The organism is Nitrososphaerales archaeon (genome assembly GCA_032906765.1).
GTDB lineage: Archaea > Thermoproteota > Nitrososphaeria > Nitrososphaerales > Gagatemarchaeaceae > DASPPF01.
Window position 1 is genome coordinate 183164 of sequence record JAJTZB010000002.1, and the last position, 14473, is coordinate 197636.

Annotated in this window: 16 protein-coding genes; 11 read left to right on the forward strand and 5 right to left on the reverse strand. The window is 59.7% G+C overall.

What is annotated here, in order from left to right:
• Positions 1-12: 12 nt before the first annotated feature.
• Positions 13-708, forward strand: a complete 696-nt coding sequence (locus tag LYZ69_03265; GenBank protein ID MDV3277470.1) for a PAC2 family protein — start codon at positions 13-15, stop codon at positions 706-708.
• On the opposite strand, the gene tgtA is transcribed toward LYZ69_03265, so the two are convergent.
• Entirely contained in the window at positions 641-2182 is a 1542-nt protein-coding gene (tgtA, locus tag LYZ69_03270) for a tRNA guanosine(15) transglycosylase TgtA (protein ID MDV3277471.1), read from the reverse strand. The genes LYZ69_03265 and tgtA overlap by 68 nt on opposite strands.
• A 53-nt stretch (positions 2183-2235) precedes the next feature.
• Here tgtA and LYZ69_03275 point away from each other — a divergent pair, with 53 nt between their 5' ends.
• From LYZ69_03275 to LYZ69_03290, 4 genes are all read left to right on the forward strand, one after another.
• Complete coding sequence (locus LYZ69_03275; protein MDV3277472.1) at positions 2236-3819, forward strand: glycosyltransferase family 39 protein; 1584 nt, start codon at positions 2236-2238, stop codon at positions 3817-3819.
• A 76-nt stretch (positions 3820-3895) separates the two neighbouring features.
• Positions 3896-4636, forward strand: coding sequence for a hypothetical protein (locus tag LYZ69_03280; protein ID MDV3277473.1), 741 nt, complete (start codon positions 3896-3898; stop codon positions 4634-4636).
• 12 nt (positions 4637-4648) lie between these two features.
• Positions 4649-5509 (forward strand): NAD(P)H-hydrate dehydratase, encoded by an 861-nt coding sequence (locus tag LYZ69_03285; GenBank protein ID MDV3277474.1) that lies wholly within the window; start codon positions 4649-4651, stop codon positions 5507-5509.
• The gene (locus LYZ69_03290; GenBank protein MDV3277475.1) at positions 5506-6186 is read left to right on the forward strand and encodes a methyltransferase domain-containing protein; all 681 of its coding nucleotides are present in this window, start codon (positions 5506-5508) and stop codon (positions 6184-6186) included. Before LYZ69_03285 ends, LYZ69_03290 begins: the two co-directional genes overlap by 4 nt.
• 3 nt (positions 6187-6189) lie before the next feature.
• Here LYZ69_03290 and LYZ69_03295 read toward each other — a convergent pair whose 3' ends face one another.
• Both LYZ69_03295 and LYZ69_03300 read right to left on the reverse strand, forming a co-directional pair.
• Positions 6190-7146: a DHHA1 domain-containing protein gene (locus tag LYZ69_03295; protein ID MDV3277476.1), complete on the reverse strand. Its 957-nt coding sequence runs from the start codon at positions 7144-7146 to the stop codon at positions 6190-6192.
• Between the two features lie 162 nt (positions 7147-7308).
• Positions 7309-8208: an isoaspartyl peptidase/L-asparaginase gene (locus LYZ69_03300; GenBank protein MDV3277477.1), complete on the reverse strand. Its 900-nt coding sequence runs from the start codon at positions 8206-8208 to the stop codon at positions 7309-7311.
• 86 nt (positions 8209-8294) lie between these two features.
• On the opposite strand from LYZ69_03300, the gene LYZ69_03305 reads away from it, so the two are divergent.
• From LYZ69_03305 to LYZ69_03325, 5 genes are all read left to right on the forward strand, one after another.
• A complete protein-coding gene (locus tag LYZ69_03305; GenBank protein ID MDV3277478.1) occupies positions 8295-8666 on the forward strand; it encodes a PadR family transcriptional regulator in 372 nt (123 codons plus the stop codon).
• A 28-nt stretch (positions 8667-8694) separates the two neighbouring features.
• Positions 8695-10038: a cytosine permease gene (locus LYZ69_03310; GenBank protein MDV3277479.1), complete on the forward strand. Its 1344-nt coding sequence runs from the start codon at positions 8695-8697 to the stop codon at positions 10036-10038.
• A 129-nt stretch (positions 10039-10167) separates the two neighbouring features.
• A complete protein-coding gene (locus tag LYZ69_03315) occupies positions 10168-10407 on the forward strand; it encodes an AbrB/MazE/SpoVT family DNA-binding domain-containing protein (GenBank protein ID MDV3277480.1) in 240 nt (79 codons plus the stop codon).
• Positions 10404-10796 carry a PIN domain-containing protein gene (locus tag LYZ69_03320; GenBank protein MDV3277481.1) on the forward strand — a complete coding sequence of 131 codons (393 nt, stop codon included), beginning with the start codon at positions 10404-10406 and terminating at the stop codon, positions 10794-10796. The genes LYZ69_03315 and LYZ69_03320 overlap by 4 nt, the downstream gene beginning before the upstream one ends.
• A 227-nt stretch (positions 10797-11023) precedes the next feature.
• Complete coding sequence (locus tag LYZ69_03325; GenBank protein ID MDV3277482.1) at positions 11024-11290, forward strand: hypothetical protein; 267 nt, start codon at positions 11024-11026, stop codon at positions 11288-11290.
• A 212-nt stretch (positions 11291-11502) separates the two neighbouring features.
• Here the strand turns inward: LYZ69_03325 and LYZ69_03330 are convergent, their stop codons facing one another.
• Complete coding sequence (locus LYZ69_03330) at positions 11503-11811, reverse strand: hypothetical protein (GenBank protein ID MDV3277483.1); 309 nt, start codon at positions 11809-11811, stop codon at positions 11503-11505.
• A gap of 914 nt (positions 11812-12725) precedes the next feature.
• Here LYZ69_03330 and LYZ69_03335 point away from each other — a divergent pair.
• Positions 12726-13220 (forward strand): hypothetical protein, encoded by a 495-nt coding sequence (locus LYZ69_03335; protein MDV3277484.1) that lies wholly within the window; start codon positions 12726-12728, stop codon positions 13218-13220.
• Positions 13221-13503: 283 nt separating this feature from the next.
• On the opposite strand, the gene LYZ69_03340 is transcribed toward LYZ69_03335, so the two are convergent.
• Positions 13504-14283 (reverse strand): hypothetical protein, encoded by a 780-nt coding sequence (locus tag LYZ69_03340; GenBank protein ID MDV3277485.1) that lies wholly within the window; start codon positions 14281-14283, stop codon positions 13504-13506.
• Between the last annotated feature and the right edge of the window lie 190 nt (positions 14284-14473).

Sequence of the window (14473 nt, forward strand, 5' to 3'; positions counted from 1 at the left end):
GAAGACAAGAACTTGAGGATCATTCCCGAAGGGACAAGGCTTGATGGCACAGCTCTCATCGCTGGGTTTCATGGCATAGGGGCCACCGGATACTGGACCGTCAAGTTCCTTGTCAACGAGCTGAAAGCGAGGAGGGTCTGTTTCATCGACTACGAGCACGCTCCAGCCGTCTCCTACTACGCGGAGGGCAGGGTCGTGACGCCCTACGAAGTCTTCAGCGCCCATGGACTATCGATACTCAAGGCCGAGGTGTCTCCCGTGAGAGAAAAGGAGGACGAGTTCTACAGGGGACTGGCCGAGTGGATAAAGGGCTCTGGAGTCAGAGAGGTGGCCCTGGTGGGCGGGCTGGACGAATCGCTGAGGAACGACGATTCGAGGTACAAGGTCGTGATGACTTCGACATTCGCTGCGAAGGGAGAGATGCAGGGCGAGCGGGTCCTCGAGGATGACAAGATGATAGTCGGACCGGTGGCCTCGCTTCTGAACTTCTTCGAGATGAACGCCTTCCCTGCGTTCGCCGTCCTGGCCTACTCCAGCACGGAGAGGGTGGACCCGAGGGCCGCGGCGAGCGCTGTGGAGGTCCTCTCGCGGAGGTACGGATTCGCGGTTGACACCACACCGCTGATCAAGGGTGCCGAGGTCATCGAGGGCGAGATGAAGGTGATCGAGGAGAGGGAGCGCCGCCCCTCCTCTTCCGCCTACTCCTAGCCCTGGCCAGCGAGATGCATCCGGCGCCGTCAACCCTACCGACTACGACCTTCTTGTAGCCCATCGACCTGAGCCTTCGCTCCGCATCCTGCAGCCCGCCCTCTGGTTCGCCCCCGCCTCCCACGAGATGAGTGAAGGGGTAGACGAAGTCCAGCTCCGCGGGGTAGAGTCCGAGCTCGGCGCTCATCTTGTAGACGTCGTATCTCCCCTCCGGGCGCCTGCCTTCCTTGAACCTCAACCTGGTGATCGGAAGACCGCTAGAGGAGAGTAGGAGGAGGGCAGTTCCTGTAGTCCTCCTCATCGCGCCCCCCAGGTTGCGCCGGGCGATGGAAATCTCTGGCCTGTGTCCGTCTGTTTCCCCCCTCATCAGTAGTCCCTTCTCCTTCATGGATGCCGTGCCTCTCTCGAACAGCTTCGCTTCCTTCGCGAGCTCGCGGAACGCTTCTTGGAGCCGCGGGTGTGTTGCCGCCTTTTCCTCGACCAGGTCCCAGAGCCTGCCTTCTGCTATCGCCTCCTTGCAGCTCTCGAGTTCCTTTCTGAGGACGTGCAGGTTGTGAAGCGCCAGCAACCTCGTCCTGTCCTTCTCCTCGAGCTCCAGAATCCCTCCCACGGATGTCTTGGAGCAGACAGGGCAGCTACAGGGCAGGTACTTCATCTCGCGGAGTTTGGAAGCGCCGCGCCCCGTCATGTACCTCCCGTCGCGGGCGAACAGGATGTAGCTCGCAGAGTCGAACGTGTCGCAGCCGAGGGCGACCGCCATCGCCATCGTGTGAGGGTGTCCGGCGCCAAACAGGTGGAGAGGCATAGAGTAGGGCATCGCGCGGCGGGTCGCGACGATCATTCCAACCAGCTCCGTGTACCTGTAGTTTTCCATCACCTGGACTGGACTTCCGAGCGCGAGGAAGCCAAAGCCAGCGTTCACGAGGGACGATGCCGACCTCTTCAGCAGGTCTGGGAAGAGGCCTCCCTGCACAGGTCCCACCCAGACTGTCTTCGATGCGCCGAATTCCCTGATTGTCGCCAAAGCGTTCTTCAGGCTGTACTCCATCGTCCCCTTCGCGTACTTCCTCGATTGCGAGTAGCCCGTCGGTCTGTCGAGCGTGACTGCGAGGTCGGATCCCATCCGCGACTGGAACGAGGCTATCTCGCTGTACGTCACGTCCAGGTCGCCGTACTCGAGCACCTGGTAACCGCCAGAGTCAGTCATGAAGAGCCCGTCGAAGTCCAGCAGCCTGTGGATTCCATCCGTCAGAACCTCGTCCCTGCGCCGCTTGTAGAGGATGTAGGAATTGGTCATCAGCCCCCCGAACCCCATCTCCTTCAGCTCGCGGAGCTCTACGAGCTGGTTGACAGGATGCACAACCGGAAAGAGATAGGGCGTCTCCACGCTCCTGCCCCCAACTTCCAGCTTCCCTATCCTGCCCAGCAGGTCGGACTCCCTGACCTCGAAGGAATGTCCCATCCTTGTCTTCACTGCTTGACCGACCAAGTATACAGTCTTAAATCCAGTTGGCCGAGGGTCGCTTCGTGCAAGTCCCCGAGGTTGCACCCACTTCGCCCTCTCAGACGCGATGGAAGAGGGTCCTCAGGTACAGCGCAGTAGTTGCAATCGCGAGCCTCCTCGCCCTCTGTCTCTTCCTGATCCTGAACGCCCACTCGCCCTCGGCATACTTCGTAGTCGCAGCTCAGGCCTCGGCCGTCCTGGCTACGCTAGGGGCTGCCGCAGCGGTCATCGCAGGGGCGAGGCACTTCACCCTGACGCGGCCGGAGATGCGGTGGGCCGTCCTCTTCCTCGTCCTGGTATCAGTGGCAGTCTTCGGCGCTCACCTCTACGTGATCAACTCCCCGCCAACCACGCAGTGCACGAACTCGACCAAGCTGGGGTGCATAATGGACGAGGTCTTCTACGTGCCCGCCGCCCAGACCCTGCTCTCCGGAAATCAGTGCGCGCCCTACGCCGACAACTGCAATCTGGAGCACCCGTTCCTTGCGAAGGCTCTCATAGCCGCAGGGACTGCGGTCTTCGGGTCGAACGACCTCGGCTGGAGGGTCTTCAACGCCCTGTTGGGGACGCTCAGCATCCCACTGCTCTTCGTCCTAATCTACCTGCTCTCGGGCAACAGGAGGCTGTCCTACTTCTCTGCGTTCCTCTTTTCGGTGGACACGATGTTCTTCGTCCACTCTTCCGCCGCCCTGATAGACATCCCCTCGATCTTCTTCTCGCTCCTGGCCTTCGTGCTCTACTTCTGGCGTGCGAGGTTCTGGCGCATTGACAACGTGACTGCATCGGGCGCCATGCTCGGGCTTGCACTACTCTCCAAGGAGACAGCCGTGTTCGCTGTCGCCGTCCTGTTCACCTACCAGCTCATCTTCGCCGAGGGGACGCTCAAGCACGCCTTCATTGAGACGGCCAAACTCCTCGCGGTCGCAGCCCTCGTCTTCTTCGCCGGCCTGCAGGTGTACGACACGCTGTTCACTTCCGCCACGGTCCCGACCTTCGTCCAACAGGTTGCTTTCATCTTCAAGTACGGGTCGGGGCTCGACTGCCCTCCCGCGGCCCTCGCCGTAGTCCCGAAGTGCGGGATGTGGGTCGATTCACTCTTCCACGCCTACATCACCCCTCTGAACTGGCTCACATACTACCCGCCAGTGTCGTACTTCGTCACGACAGTCACCACCACTGTGGGCAGCGGACCGGGCGCCACCTCCTCCAGCTTCATCGGCGTGGGCTACTACGGTGTCAACAACGTCATCATGCTCTGGGCGGTCTTGGTGTGGGTCCCGCTCGCGGTCTACAGACTCCTGCGAAGGAGACCCGAGGGCGAGCCCGTCTCGCGCGACGACAGGACGACCTTGTTCCTACTCGTCTGGCTCGTCTGGACCTATCTACCGTACATCGGCCTCTGGCTTTACGGCCGCGTCACCTACCCGTTCTACATTCTTCCAGCCGTGCCTGCGCTTTCCGCTGGCGCTGCCTACTTCTCCACGCGTGAGTGGTTCCCAAGGTGGCTCGCGGTTGTCTATCTTCTCGCCGCGTTGGTCTGGTTTGTGATCTATTTCCCGGTCAAGGACTTCCTTCCGGTGATACTCAGGGTCTGGCTCGGCCGCTAAATCACAATCTTGTCGAATGCATGACTCAAGGCATATACTAATTAGCAACCTCCCGCTAACTATGCACAGGGGAGCCATGAGCCGAGTCGCCGACGTCAAGACGAGGATTTCTTCCGTTGAGCTCCTGGCCACTCTGAAGAAGAGCTACAGCTACCGCGAGCTCTCTGCGATTTTGGGCCTGTCCGCACCGATACTCAGCAGGTACGTGAGGGGCCATGTGCTGCCGAGCGCGACGAGGTCTGAGAAATTCATCGCCACCTTCAGGGAGAAGCTGCTCAGAAAGATAGTCTTGGACGCGGTCAAGGTCAACCCCGACGGGTCCTACGACATCAGCGCCGTAGTCTCAAACGTCGGCCTCCTGAGGCAGATAGCGAAGGTCGTCTACAGCGAGTTCAGCTTGGTCCATGTCGACAAGGTTCTAACCATGGAGGTCGACGGTATCCCTCTCGCCGTCGAGGTGGCTGGGGAGTTCAACGTCAACGTGGCCGTTGCCAGGGTGGAGAGGGACCTCGGAGTCGAGGAGTTCCTCGAGCAGAAGGTCGTCTATTCGCCGTCCAGTGTGAAATACCTCTACCTCCCGCGTCCCGCCTTCAAGAAGGGGGAGCACGTCCTGATAGTAGACGATATGGTCAGGTCTGGGGTCACGATCGAGGCTCTCACCAACCTCGCAGAGAAGGCGAAAGCCAAGGTGGTCGGGGTCTTCTCCATAGCCTCCGTCGACCAGTCGATGCCCAAGCTGAAGAGCAGGCTGGGCCTGACGTGCCCGATCGAATCCTTGGTTACGCTCGAGCACAAGGTGAGGCACTACGCATTCTAGGAGTGCTTGACTGTGCAGCGATTCTCGATAGGCGGCTCATTTGTGGCCGAGGTCATCCCTCCAAGGAAGAAGGATTCGCACAAGAGGATGAACGGCACCGTGTGCGTGGTAGGCGGGAGCAGGCTGTACCACGGGGCCCCGTTCCTGTGCGCAACGGGTGCCATGCGGGCCGGCGTAGACCTCGTCTACATTGCAGTTCCAGCGACAATAGCAACGGCCGTGCGTGCACTCTCTCCTGATTTCATAGTCGTCCCTCTCCCCGACGCGAAGCTGACACGCGGAAACGTAACCAAGCTCCTCGCCTGGGTTGAGAAGGTGGACGTGTACGCTGTGGGTCCGGGACTCGGACCACAGAACCCGGACGAGCTGGCGAGCGCTGTGAACAGGCTCAAGGGGGAAGGGAAGGGTCTCGTCGTCGACGCCGACGCGCTGAGGTCCGCAACCCTCGCTTCCATCAAGGGGTCGAAGACGGTCGTGACCCCTCACGCTGGCGAGTTCGAGAGGCTCTTTTCCACGACGCTTCCAGCCGACCTGGAGGGAAGGGTGAAGCTCGTGTCAGAGAAGGCCGCCGAGGCCGGAGTGGTCGTGCTGTTGAAGGGTCCGATAGACATTGTGAGCGACGGCGAACGAGTTGGTACGAACGCCACGCACTCACCCGCGATGACCGTCGGCGGCACTGGCGACGTCCTTACCGGGGTCACGGCTGGCCTCATCGCGAAGGGCGTCCCGCCTTTCGAGGCTGCTTGCGCTGGGGTCTTCCTCAATGGATCCGCAGGGGTCCAGGCAGCGGAGGAACTCGGGCTCCACATCACAGCGTCGGACGTTGCAAACAGGATTGCAAACGTGATGAAAAGGTTCGACAAAATACAATGAAGAACAGGCGGCCGGGCCTGCAGTCCAAATGGTCGTACGTGGTCAACTCTCTGCAGGAGATAATCCCGTCCTACGAGCTCGCGTCCAGCAGGATATCGCTCTTTGCCGACAGGAGGATGCGGGCAGAGGCAATCTCGTTCGCTGTGGCCGACGGGTCCAGTGTTCTCGACCTTGGGGCGGGGCCGGGTACGATGTCGAGGCTCGTGGCTCGCAACCGCGGCGAGCCTGTGCTGCTCGATGTCTCCAGGTCGATGCTGAAGGCGTCGTCCTTCAGGAACAAGGTCCAGGCAGTCTTCGAGTTCCTCCCGTTCAGGGAGGGGGTCTTCGATGGCGCGGTGAGCGGTTTCGCACTCAGGGACGCCCACGACTTGAAGACGGCCATGGCACAGGTGGCGAGGGTCCTCAAGCGAGGGGGAAGGTTGGCCTTCTGCGACCTTGGAAAGCCCGATTCGGCGATAGGAACCATCGCTGTTGGCTACTACATGAGGGTGGTCCCGAACATAGTGGGACTGGTGACGATAGGCAGGTCTGGTCTCCGTTACGGTTCCCTCTTCGACACATACGTTCTCGCTCTGCACAACTCAGAGCTCGTGTCTCTCCTCTCCCGCCACTTCACTGGCGTGGCTATCCACGAAATGCAGATGGGGAGTGCGATAGTGGCGAAGTGCGTGAGGTAAGTTCTAGACCCGCTTCCCGAGCAGCCTCAGCATCTCTTGCGCCTTCTCTACAGGCACCCTGCATCCGGCCGCCTTGGCGTGGCCTCCTCCGTTCCCGCCCAGCCTCGATGCAATCACGCTTATCGTCTTCCCGAGGTGGACCTTGCACTCAGAAGTGCCCCTGAGGCTCACCTCGTACCAACCGTGCTGCTTCTCCCTCATCGCCACTCCAACCGGTACATCGAACGCCCCGATTAGCAGCTTGGAGATGCCCCCTGTGGAATGCTGCGACGTGACCATGTAGGCGAGCCTTCCCTTCTTCTTGCCGAGCCGCTTGACCTCCTCGCCCAGAGACGCAACGATACCGAGCTCCTCGACAGCAAGTTCAGGCACGCCCGGTATCTCGTGGGGGTGCTTCATCTTGGAGAGTTCCGACACGATCATCTCAGGAAAGCCTGGCTCGTCGCCCTTTCTCGCCACCGCGTAGGCGAGCAAAGTCGCCTCTAGGAGAACGAAGTGCCTGTCAGCGTGCTCCATGAACCTCTTCGCGGCGGGAGAACCGTCCATGTAGTCCGTCACTGCGCCGCAGAGTGCTATCAGCCTGGCCCGCTCAGGGAGTGACTTCTTGAACGTCAGGTAGGTGAGCATGCTCGCGCATTCTGAGACGTCGTGGACGAGCTTCACGCCCTTGCGCCTGATCTTCCTCTTGGTCGCCTCCGTCGCGAAGTGGTGGTCGATGTACGTGACCTCGGCGTGCGACGCGATCCTGCCCAGCTTCTCGGCGAATTCGTCCGAAGAGGTGCTGTCTGTTCCGAGGTCGGTGATTACCACTCGGTCGGCATCGGCCGGAACCTTGTCGAGGTCGTTCAAAATCGAGTCGTAGTCGGACAAGAGGACCTCGCCTCCCATGGCAGCGACAACCAACGCAGCAGAGCTCAACCCGTCCACGTCCTTGACGTGCGAGATGCAGAAAGCCTTCAACACGTGGGTCGCATAATCCCGGAATTTAAGCGAAGGTCAGACAGCGTCAGGGGCCAGCGCAGCGGCCTCGCTCTGCTCCGGCATGCATGTCAGCGGCGCCTCCACTGTGTCCGTCGTCTCGAAGCTCTTCCAGACGTCCCTGAACTCGATCATGGCAGAAGTTCAGACTCGGACGAAGGAGCGTCCGTCTTGGTCGCACCAGGCGCGCCCCATTGCTTCCGTGTTGTACGCAAAACCAACCCTGCCCTTCGCGTCCACGGTTATTATCCCAGCGGAGCCCTTCCCGCTCCGCCTCGACATCAATGCTATCGCCTTCCTCGCGGCCCCTGCAGCGTCAGTCGACTTCAGGAACTCGCCCGTGTTCCAGGCAAGCGCGTTCTTGATTATCTCCTCTCCGGTCCCGGTGGCACAGGACGCTCCTGCTGAATCAGCGTAGATGCCGGCGCCAAGGACAGCCGAATCTCCGACCCTTCCAGGAAGCTTGAGCCACATGCCACCTGTGCTCACAGCTGCCGACGCCATTCCTGCGGAATCGATTGCCACCGCGCCCACAGTGTTTCCGTCCTGCATCTTCTTCCAGAACTCGTAGTTCCCGGCGTTCCTTCCTGTTCTTGCCGCGACAAGCTTCCTGTACTTCTGCGAAGACCCCGGGGAGGGGACCAGCCTCTCCACCTTCAGGCCTGCGGCATTTGCCAGCACTTTGCACTCCTCGCCCACGACTAGAACGTGGCCTGTGTTCTCCATCACCCACCTGGCGAGCGACACGGGATTGTAGGTGCACTTTACGGCGCCGACACCCGCGCCCTTGCGTCCATCGCCCTGCATCACCGCAGCGTCGAGCTGCAGCGTTCCTTCGGCGGTGAGGCACGCGCCCCTGCCTGCGTTGAAGGCCCCGCAGCTTTCCATGTACCTCACCGAGGCCTCAACTCCGTCGAGTGACGAGCCCTTCTTCAGGGCAGCCATGCCCTCCTCCAATGCGTTCCGAAGTTCCCTGAACCTCGCGTCTCTCCTCCCGAACTTGCCGCTCCCAGCGCCCCCGTGAATAATCATCGCTGGCTTCAATCGAATCAGGGGAATCGGCCGGCTGAGATAGTATTTAGACGGTACCCAGCGAACCCAACGCCGTGATAAGCGCGCCGAAAGGAGTTTTGAGGCTGGCCGCTCTCAGAATGCTTTCGGAATCCTCCCTTTCCGGGACGGACCTTGCCGGGCAGGTCGAAAGAGTTACAGACGGCGAGTGGAGGCCGGGCCCGGGCTCCGTCTACCTAATCCTCGCGGAGCTGCTGAAGAAGGGTCTGATCAGCGAGCTGCCGAAGCGAGAGGGCAACGTCCGTAGGTACATCATCTCGGCCAAGGGGAAGGAAGAGCTGGCAAGGCTGTCGAAGGAGACCGAGGCGGAAGTGGGGCGGCAGCTGAAACTGCTTGCGCTCTACTCGTCCCTGGCCGGAAAGCCGGAACTTCAGAAGAGGCTCCAGGCGCTTACCCACCGCCAGCCGCCGGCGACACAAGCAAAGCCTTAGAACAGGACCTCTGGCCGCCACACAAGCCTTGTCTGACTCGCCAGTCACGGTCGAGAGGCTCGGCATAGAGCACGTCCCAGACGCCGCCCGGCACGGCTCGGCCAACAGGATGTTCACGCTCTGGTTCGCGGCCAACCTCACGATTGCGGACTACGCGATAGGCGTCCTCTCCACGGTCCTCTTCGGCTTCACCGTTGCCCAGGCGGTTCCGGTCCTCTTGGTCGGGAACGTTCTGGGCGGTCTTCTCCTGGGGGCTGCTGCCGCCATGGGGCCGAGCCTGGGCTTCCCGCAGATGCTATCCTCGAGGGCGTCGTTCGGGAGGATAGGCAATTACATTCCGGGATCACTGACCTGGGTCAGCACTGTCGGCTGGTTCACTGTCAACACGATACTCGGCGCAGAGGCGATTCGGGTCATCTTCCCCTTGTCCAGTTTTGCACTCGCGGCCGCCATCCTCGTGTTTGCTCAGCTCGTTGTAGCCATTTACGGGCACGACTTCATCCACCTCTTTGAGAAGGTGATGTCTCTGGTGCTGGGCGGCCTCTTCCTCATGATCTTCGTCCTCGCCGTGCCCCGCCTCGGCGAGGTTGTCGCCTATCTCCCGCCCACAGGCCCCGTAATCTCGCTCGGCATGGTGGGTACGTTGCTCGTAGTCTCGTTCTCATACCTGATGTCTTGGGCCCCCTACGCGTCGGATTACTCGAGGTACCTCAGCGCGTCGACTTCCAAGCGCAGGGTCGCGGTTCTGGCAATGGCCGGGGGAGCCGCCGCCTCTTTCGCGGTCGAGGTGATAGGCGCCATAGTCGGCAGCCTGACTTCCTCCCTCAACTACTTCGGCGCTCTCAGCTCGTTCGCAGGATCATACGGCCCGGTGGCCATCCTCGCCGTCATCCTCGGCGCTGTCGCAGCCAACGCCCTGAATTTGTACACCAACGCCCTATCGGCTCTCGTTCTCGACGTGAAGGCGCAGAGATGGAAGATGGTCTTGGCCGGAGGCGTTGTCGGATTCGCGGTTGCCCTCCTTGTCAACACCAGCTTCGAGCTCTTCTTCGAAAACTTCCTTCTGGCGCTCGCCTACTGGATAACACCATGGCTCGGGGTCGTGCTGGTTGACTTCTACGTGCTGAAGCGGACGGGAGTGGAATCAAGCACCAACCCCCGAAGGGTCGACTACCGGGCGCTCGGCGTCTACATCCTGGCGATAGCCGTCTCGGTTCCCTTCATGGTCCCGCCCGCGCCCTTCGTCTTCCCTGTGGGCTCCCTCGCAGGCATTTTCGGGGGAGGCGATTTCAGCTACTTCGTCTCTTTCGGCGTCGCCGCTTCGCTGACCTATTTCGTACGGATGAGGATGGGACGGGGCCCCAAAAGATAGCAGGCTCCAAATGAAGCCATATCCACCCTAGGTCAGCGCGCTGCGACGCAGCTGAAGGCCATCGCAAGCGGTTCGGAGGTCTGACCACATATCTGCTTAAATATATGGTAACCGTCCTTTTCCATGGTAATGACCGAAACCGCTACCGTGACCAGCAAGAGCATGATCAACATTCCCGCCAAGATACGAAAGAAGTACGGGATTAAGGCGGGACACGAGGTTGCCTTCCTCGAACGCGAGGGTGAGATCGTCCTCGTCCCCATCCCCCCACTGGGAGAACTCTTCGGAAACATGCAGAGCCACAAGAAGGAGCTGCTGGAAGGGGTCCGAGAGCTCGAAGCAGAGCACAGGCGAGAAGCACGAGAATGAAGGCGTTTGTAATTGACACGGGCGCTCTAACTCTCTTCTTCGTTGGAGACTCGCGGCTCGCTACTCCTTTCTACCAAATAGCCAGCGGTAGGGCCGCCGGTTTCATCTCTTCAGTCAACTTGGCCGAGTTCTTCTACAAGACCTGCCAGAAGGCGGGGCGCGATGCTGCGGGAGTGATGTGCAGGAGAGCGGAGCGCAGGCTGCAGGTCGTGGTGCCGGATGCCGAACTGGCGCTCGCAGCGGGGGCGGAGAAGTGTAGGAACGGCAGGCTCTCCCTCGCCGACAGCTTCGTCTTAGCCTTGGCGAAACGCGTCGGAGGCACGGTGCTCACCACCGACAGCGAGATGGCGAAGTGCGGCGAAGTCCGCGTCACGTTCTACGAACTATAACGCTTCCATCCTGGTTCGGCTACGCGATGCCAACCTGTCGGGTGCTGGCGAGCGGCACCTACAATCCCGCATCAATCTGGCAGGCGCGATCGTTTCTCGACTCTAGGCCTAACGGATCCTTTTGGCCAGCCAGTCGAAGCCGAAGTCATAGCTCTAGTTCGTATTTAAGCGCCATTCAAGACGACTTAACAGAACCGCTTTTATCCGCCAGTTGCGGCTGGGAGTCCGTGTCTCAAGCGACGAAATTCAAGGTGAAGGTCTACCCTGCAGCGAAGCCCAAGAAGGTGCCGAAGGTGGTCAGCGAGGAGTTGAAGGGAGGGGCAAGCCCGAAGGCGATATCCAGGATGAAGAAGGAGAGCGTTGACTGCCCCGTCGTGAAGAAGGAGGTGGCCTTTCTTGTCTGCTTCGCCTGCCCGTCTTTCCTCAGAAGGGTGAGCGGCGTTGTTGACTGCGCAGGCGGCCAGGGGCCTCCCAAGGAATGGCTGATAGGCTGAGGACAGAGCTTAGGCAAGCAGACTCCTCGTCATAGGGCGATGGTGAACCTGAGCTTGAGCGTATCGGCTGACCTGCCGGCCTCCTTCAGGTCTGCAGCGAGGCCGAACTAGACCTTCGGGAGCATCTCTGCTCTGTTCGTGACTCTGGCCACTCGAATCCTCGCTAGCGCGGGGCGAGACGTCCGGCGCTGCTATCCTCTTGAATTGCCTGGCTAGCCCTTGAAGAAACCCACCAGAAGGCCGAGGATGAATGTGATCGAGGCGTACGGCAGGTATCCGGATATCTGCTTCACCTTCTCCACGTACGCCTGGCCTGAGGCTATCAGCGACGCGACTGGGCCTATGATTTGGTTCGGCGCGACTGTCCCGAGGACGATGAGGACCCCGATGAGCACGGCGACCGCCAACCCCACCTTCAGCATCCCCTTCGCTATGATTCCGACGAGGAAGCCGATAATCAGCGGCGCTATAGTGACCACCAGGAAGGTGGTCGAGAGGTTCGGCGGGAGAAACGTTACCACGGCCCAGTTCGCGGCCGTCGGCCTTATTTGCTTTGCGAACAGAAACCCAGCAGAATCTCTTCACCAGTGAGCCGACGGCCCATGCGTCACTCATCGTTGCAGGGGGTATCGGATTCCCGTCGTTCCTTCAGTTTCCGTACCCGTTTCAGTACCACGCAATTGTAGCCGTTTTGTTTGTTATCTGGCAGGTGTGGTGGTTCTCTTGCCGGTCGCAGCTTTACCAAAATACGCTCACACTGAGAGGGTTGCATGGGACAAATGAGGTAATTCAATTCCTTCGTAAGGTAACTCAACATTTGGAATTTACACACTATCGGATGGGGAATGTGTGATGATTGCCGTGCCTGGAGGCTGCGACGTAAATGGCGGCCAACCATGGGAAAGAGGGTGTAGACGAAGAGCCAGATTATGTCGGTCATAGAGCGCCTAGTGTTCGGACGCTAATTGCGGAGCTAGGCTCTCAGCGGAAGCTGCCGCTTGGGGGGCTCGATGACGCGAAGGCAAAGTGTGGGACCGTAGCGTATCCGGCGAAACCCCTGCCCTGTCAAAGTCCAGACCCTCCAACGTGGTGTCCGCAGTCGACGCAGACGCCCTCCGTCAATCGCGAGCAGCCCTTCTTACAAGGACAGTCCACCAATCGACTCTTCAGCACTATCTCGCCGAGCCTGCGCGGATCGCGCTTGAAGTTTTGACAGCGATTACACATCCTGCCCCGCCCACCTTCCGTCGGAGGCGGTATTTCATTCATGACGGCCTCCGGGACAAAATAGCTCGTGGATTTGGAAATCCCACAGATTTAAGGACGAATGCCCCTGACCCTGCTAACCAAGATATAGTCTTCTTTGTTACGACCAGAGGGTGCTAGAAGAGACACGAACACGAAGACCGCTCAGCTGGTTCGGCTCATTTCGGAGGTGGGCCCCGACATCCCTGAGATAGCGAAGAGGCTGGGGCAGTACAAGGAGTCTGTAAGGTACAGGTACAAGACCAAGATACTGGAGAAGGGATTCGCGGTTCAGGCGATGATGGACCACGAGAAGCTCGGCCTGAGAAGGGCGGTGATGATAACCGACTTTGGAAGCCAATATGAGGAGTACGCGAGACAGATTCTGATTGCGATGAGCGACCTCTGCTACGTGGTCGGATTCGAGAAGACGGTCCCCAAGGGTTCGTACATCATAGACGCGAGCAAGAGCATCTCACAGGTATCTGCTCAGCTTCGATGGATCACGATGAACTTGGCCGAGGTTGCAAAGGACCTTATGAAGGAGAGGAGTAGGTCGGGCAAAACCCAGATTCATTCTTCAAAATTCCGCGCACTCTTGCTCGTCAAGTCGCCGTACAAGCTGCGCAGCGCAGCCTCTCTGCCCTGCTCGCCCTCTTCTACACGTCGAAATTCTAGGTGTTGAGCTTGCGCTCCGTCTGCCTCACGAGTTCCTCCTAAGGTTGCCCTCCTCAAACCGAGAAACTTTCCCTCTTGGTAAGTTTGTAACCGAAGCCCTTCTTGCGACGGATGCAAATCTCTCTGATGTCGCCCCAATAGCCGTCGAGCGTGAACGTCTCGGCGTGCTCATCCATTGCCCAATTACTGTCCGCGGGAACGCACAGACCATTTCGACCGCCCGTCCAGCGCCAAAATCACGAAGTGTAACAAACTTGACCACTCAGCGGGCCGCGGATGGTCATTTCGGACTACTTTTCCCCCTGCTTCTTCGCCCTTCCGCGGCCCGCCTCGGCTTTAGAACCCGATGCGAGCTCCTCTTCGATGACCTTCAGAGCGCTTTCGATGAAAGTCCTGAGCATGCCTATGTGCTTGGCGCTCCTGGGAACTGACAGGTGGATTCTGTCGTCCTGCGAGTAGAAGACTATCTGCCCCGACCCCACGCTGAGGCCCGGCCCCGTCTGATCGAGTGCAGTTGCTGAAACTGTCGGAAGTTCTACATGCACAGCCGCGCTCTTCGGGAACCCGACAGGTCCTTCGGTCTCGGTTTCTCTTTCGACAGACTTCAGGTAGGAGATGTCAACCTCGTAAGCCTTCGCGACCCAGTCCGCTTTGCTCTTTGCTTCCGCCGGAGCAATCCCTGCGATCTTGGCAAGCTCTGCAGCGAAGTCTGCTGGAAGTTTGGCACCTTTGGAAGTGTAGTCTCGATAGATTCTCTCCCAGAGTCCTATCTTGAAGAGCGAAGCCCTGACCCCCTCCATCTTTTCTTTCGAGCTTTTCGGGGAGACAATCATCCGACCCGTCTCGGTCACTCGAATCTCTCCCGCTTTCCTGTCCACGACCCCGTAGCCCGTCATCAGAGCAACTTTCGCATTGAACGCCCCGCCGACGGTTGAATGACCCAGCAGCTGGGCCACGACCAGGGAGTCCACCTCGTTGGTCCCGAACTTCTCGAAGACCTTCCTCGCCCAGTCGACAACTTTGGGCGACAACCTCTCGTCGGGGACGGAGTACGCCTTTCCGATCTCCAAAGTGCGTCTCCACCCTTGGTAGTAATGGCAGTACTTAAGATTACCAGCATCGGCGGTAAGAATCCCTGCGTCAAGTGAGTGGTTACGGGGAATCGGCGGTAAATCCAGTAAACGAAAGGCAGTAAGGCATCGGAGCGGCGTTCATCCCGAAGTACGGGATGGAATCAGTCCTCCGGCCAAGCTACTCTAG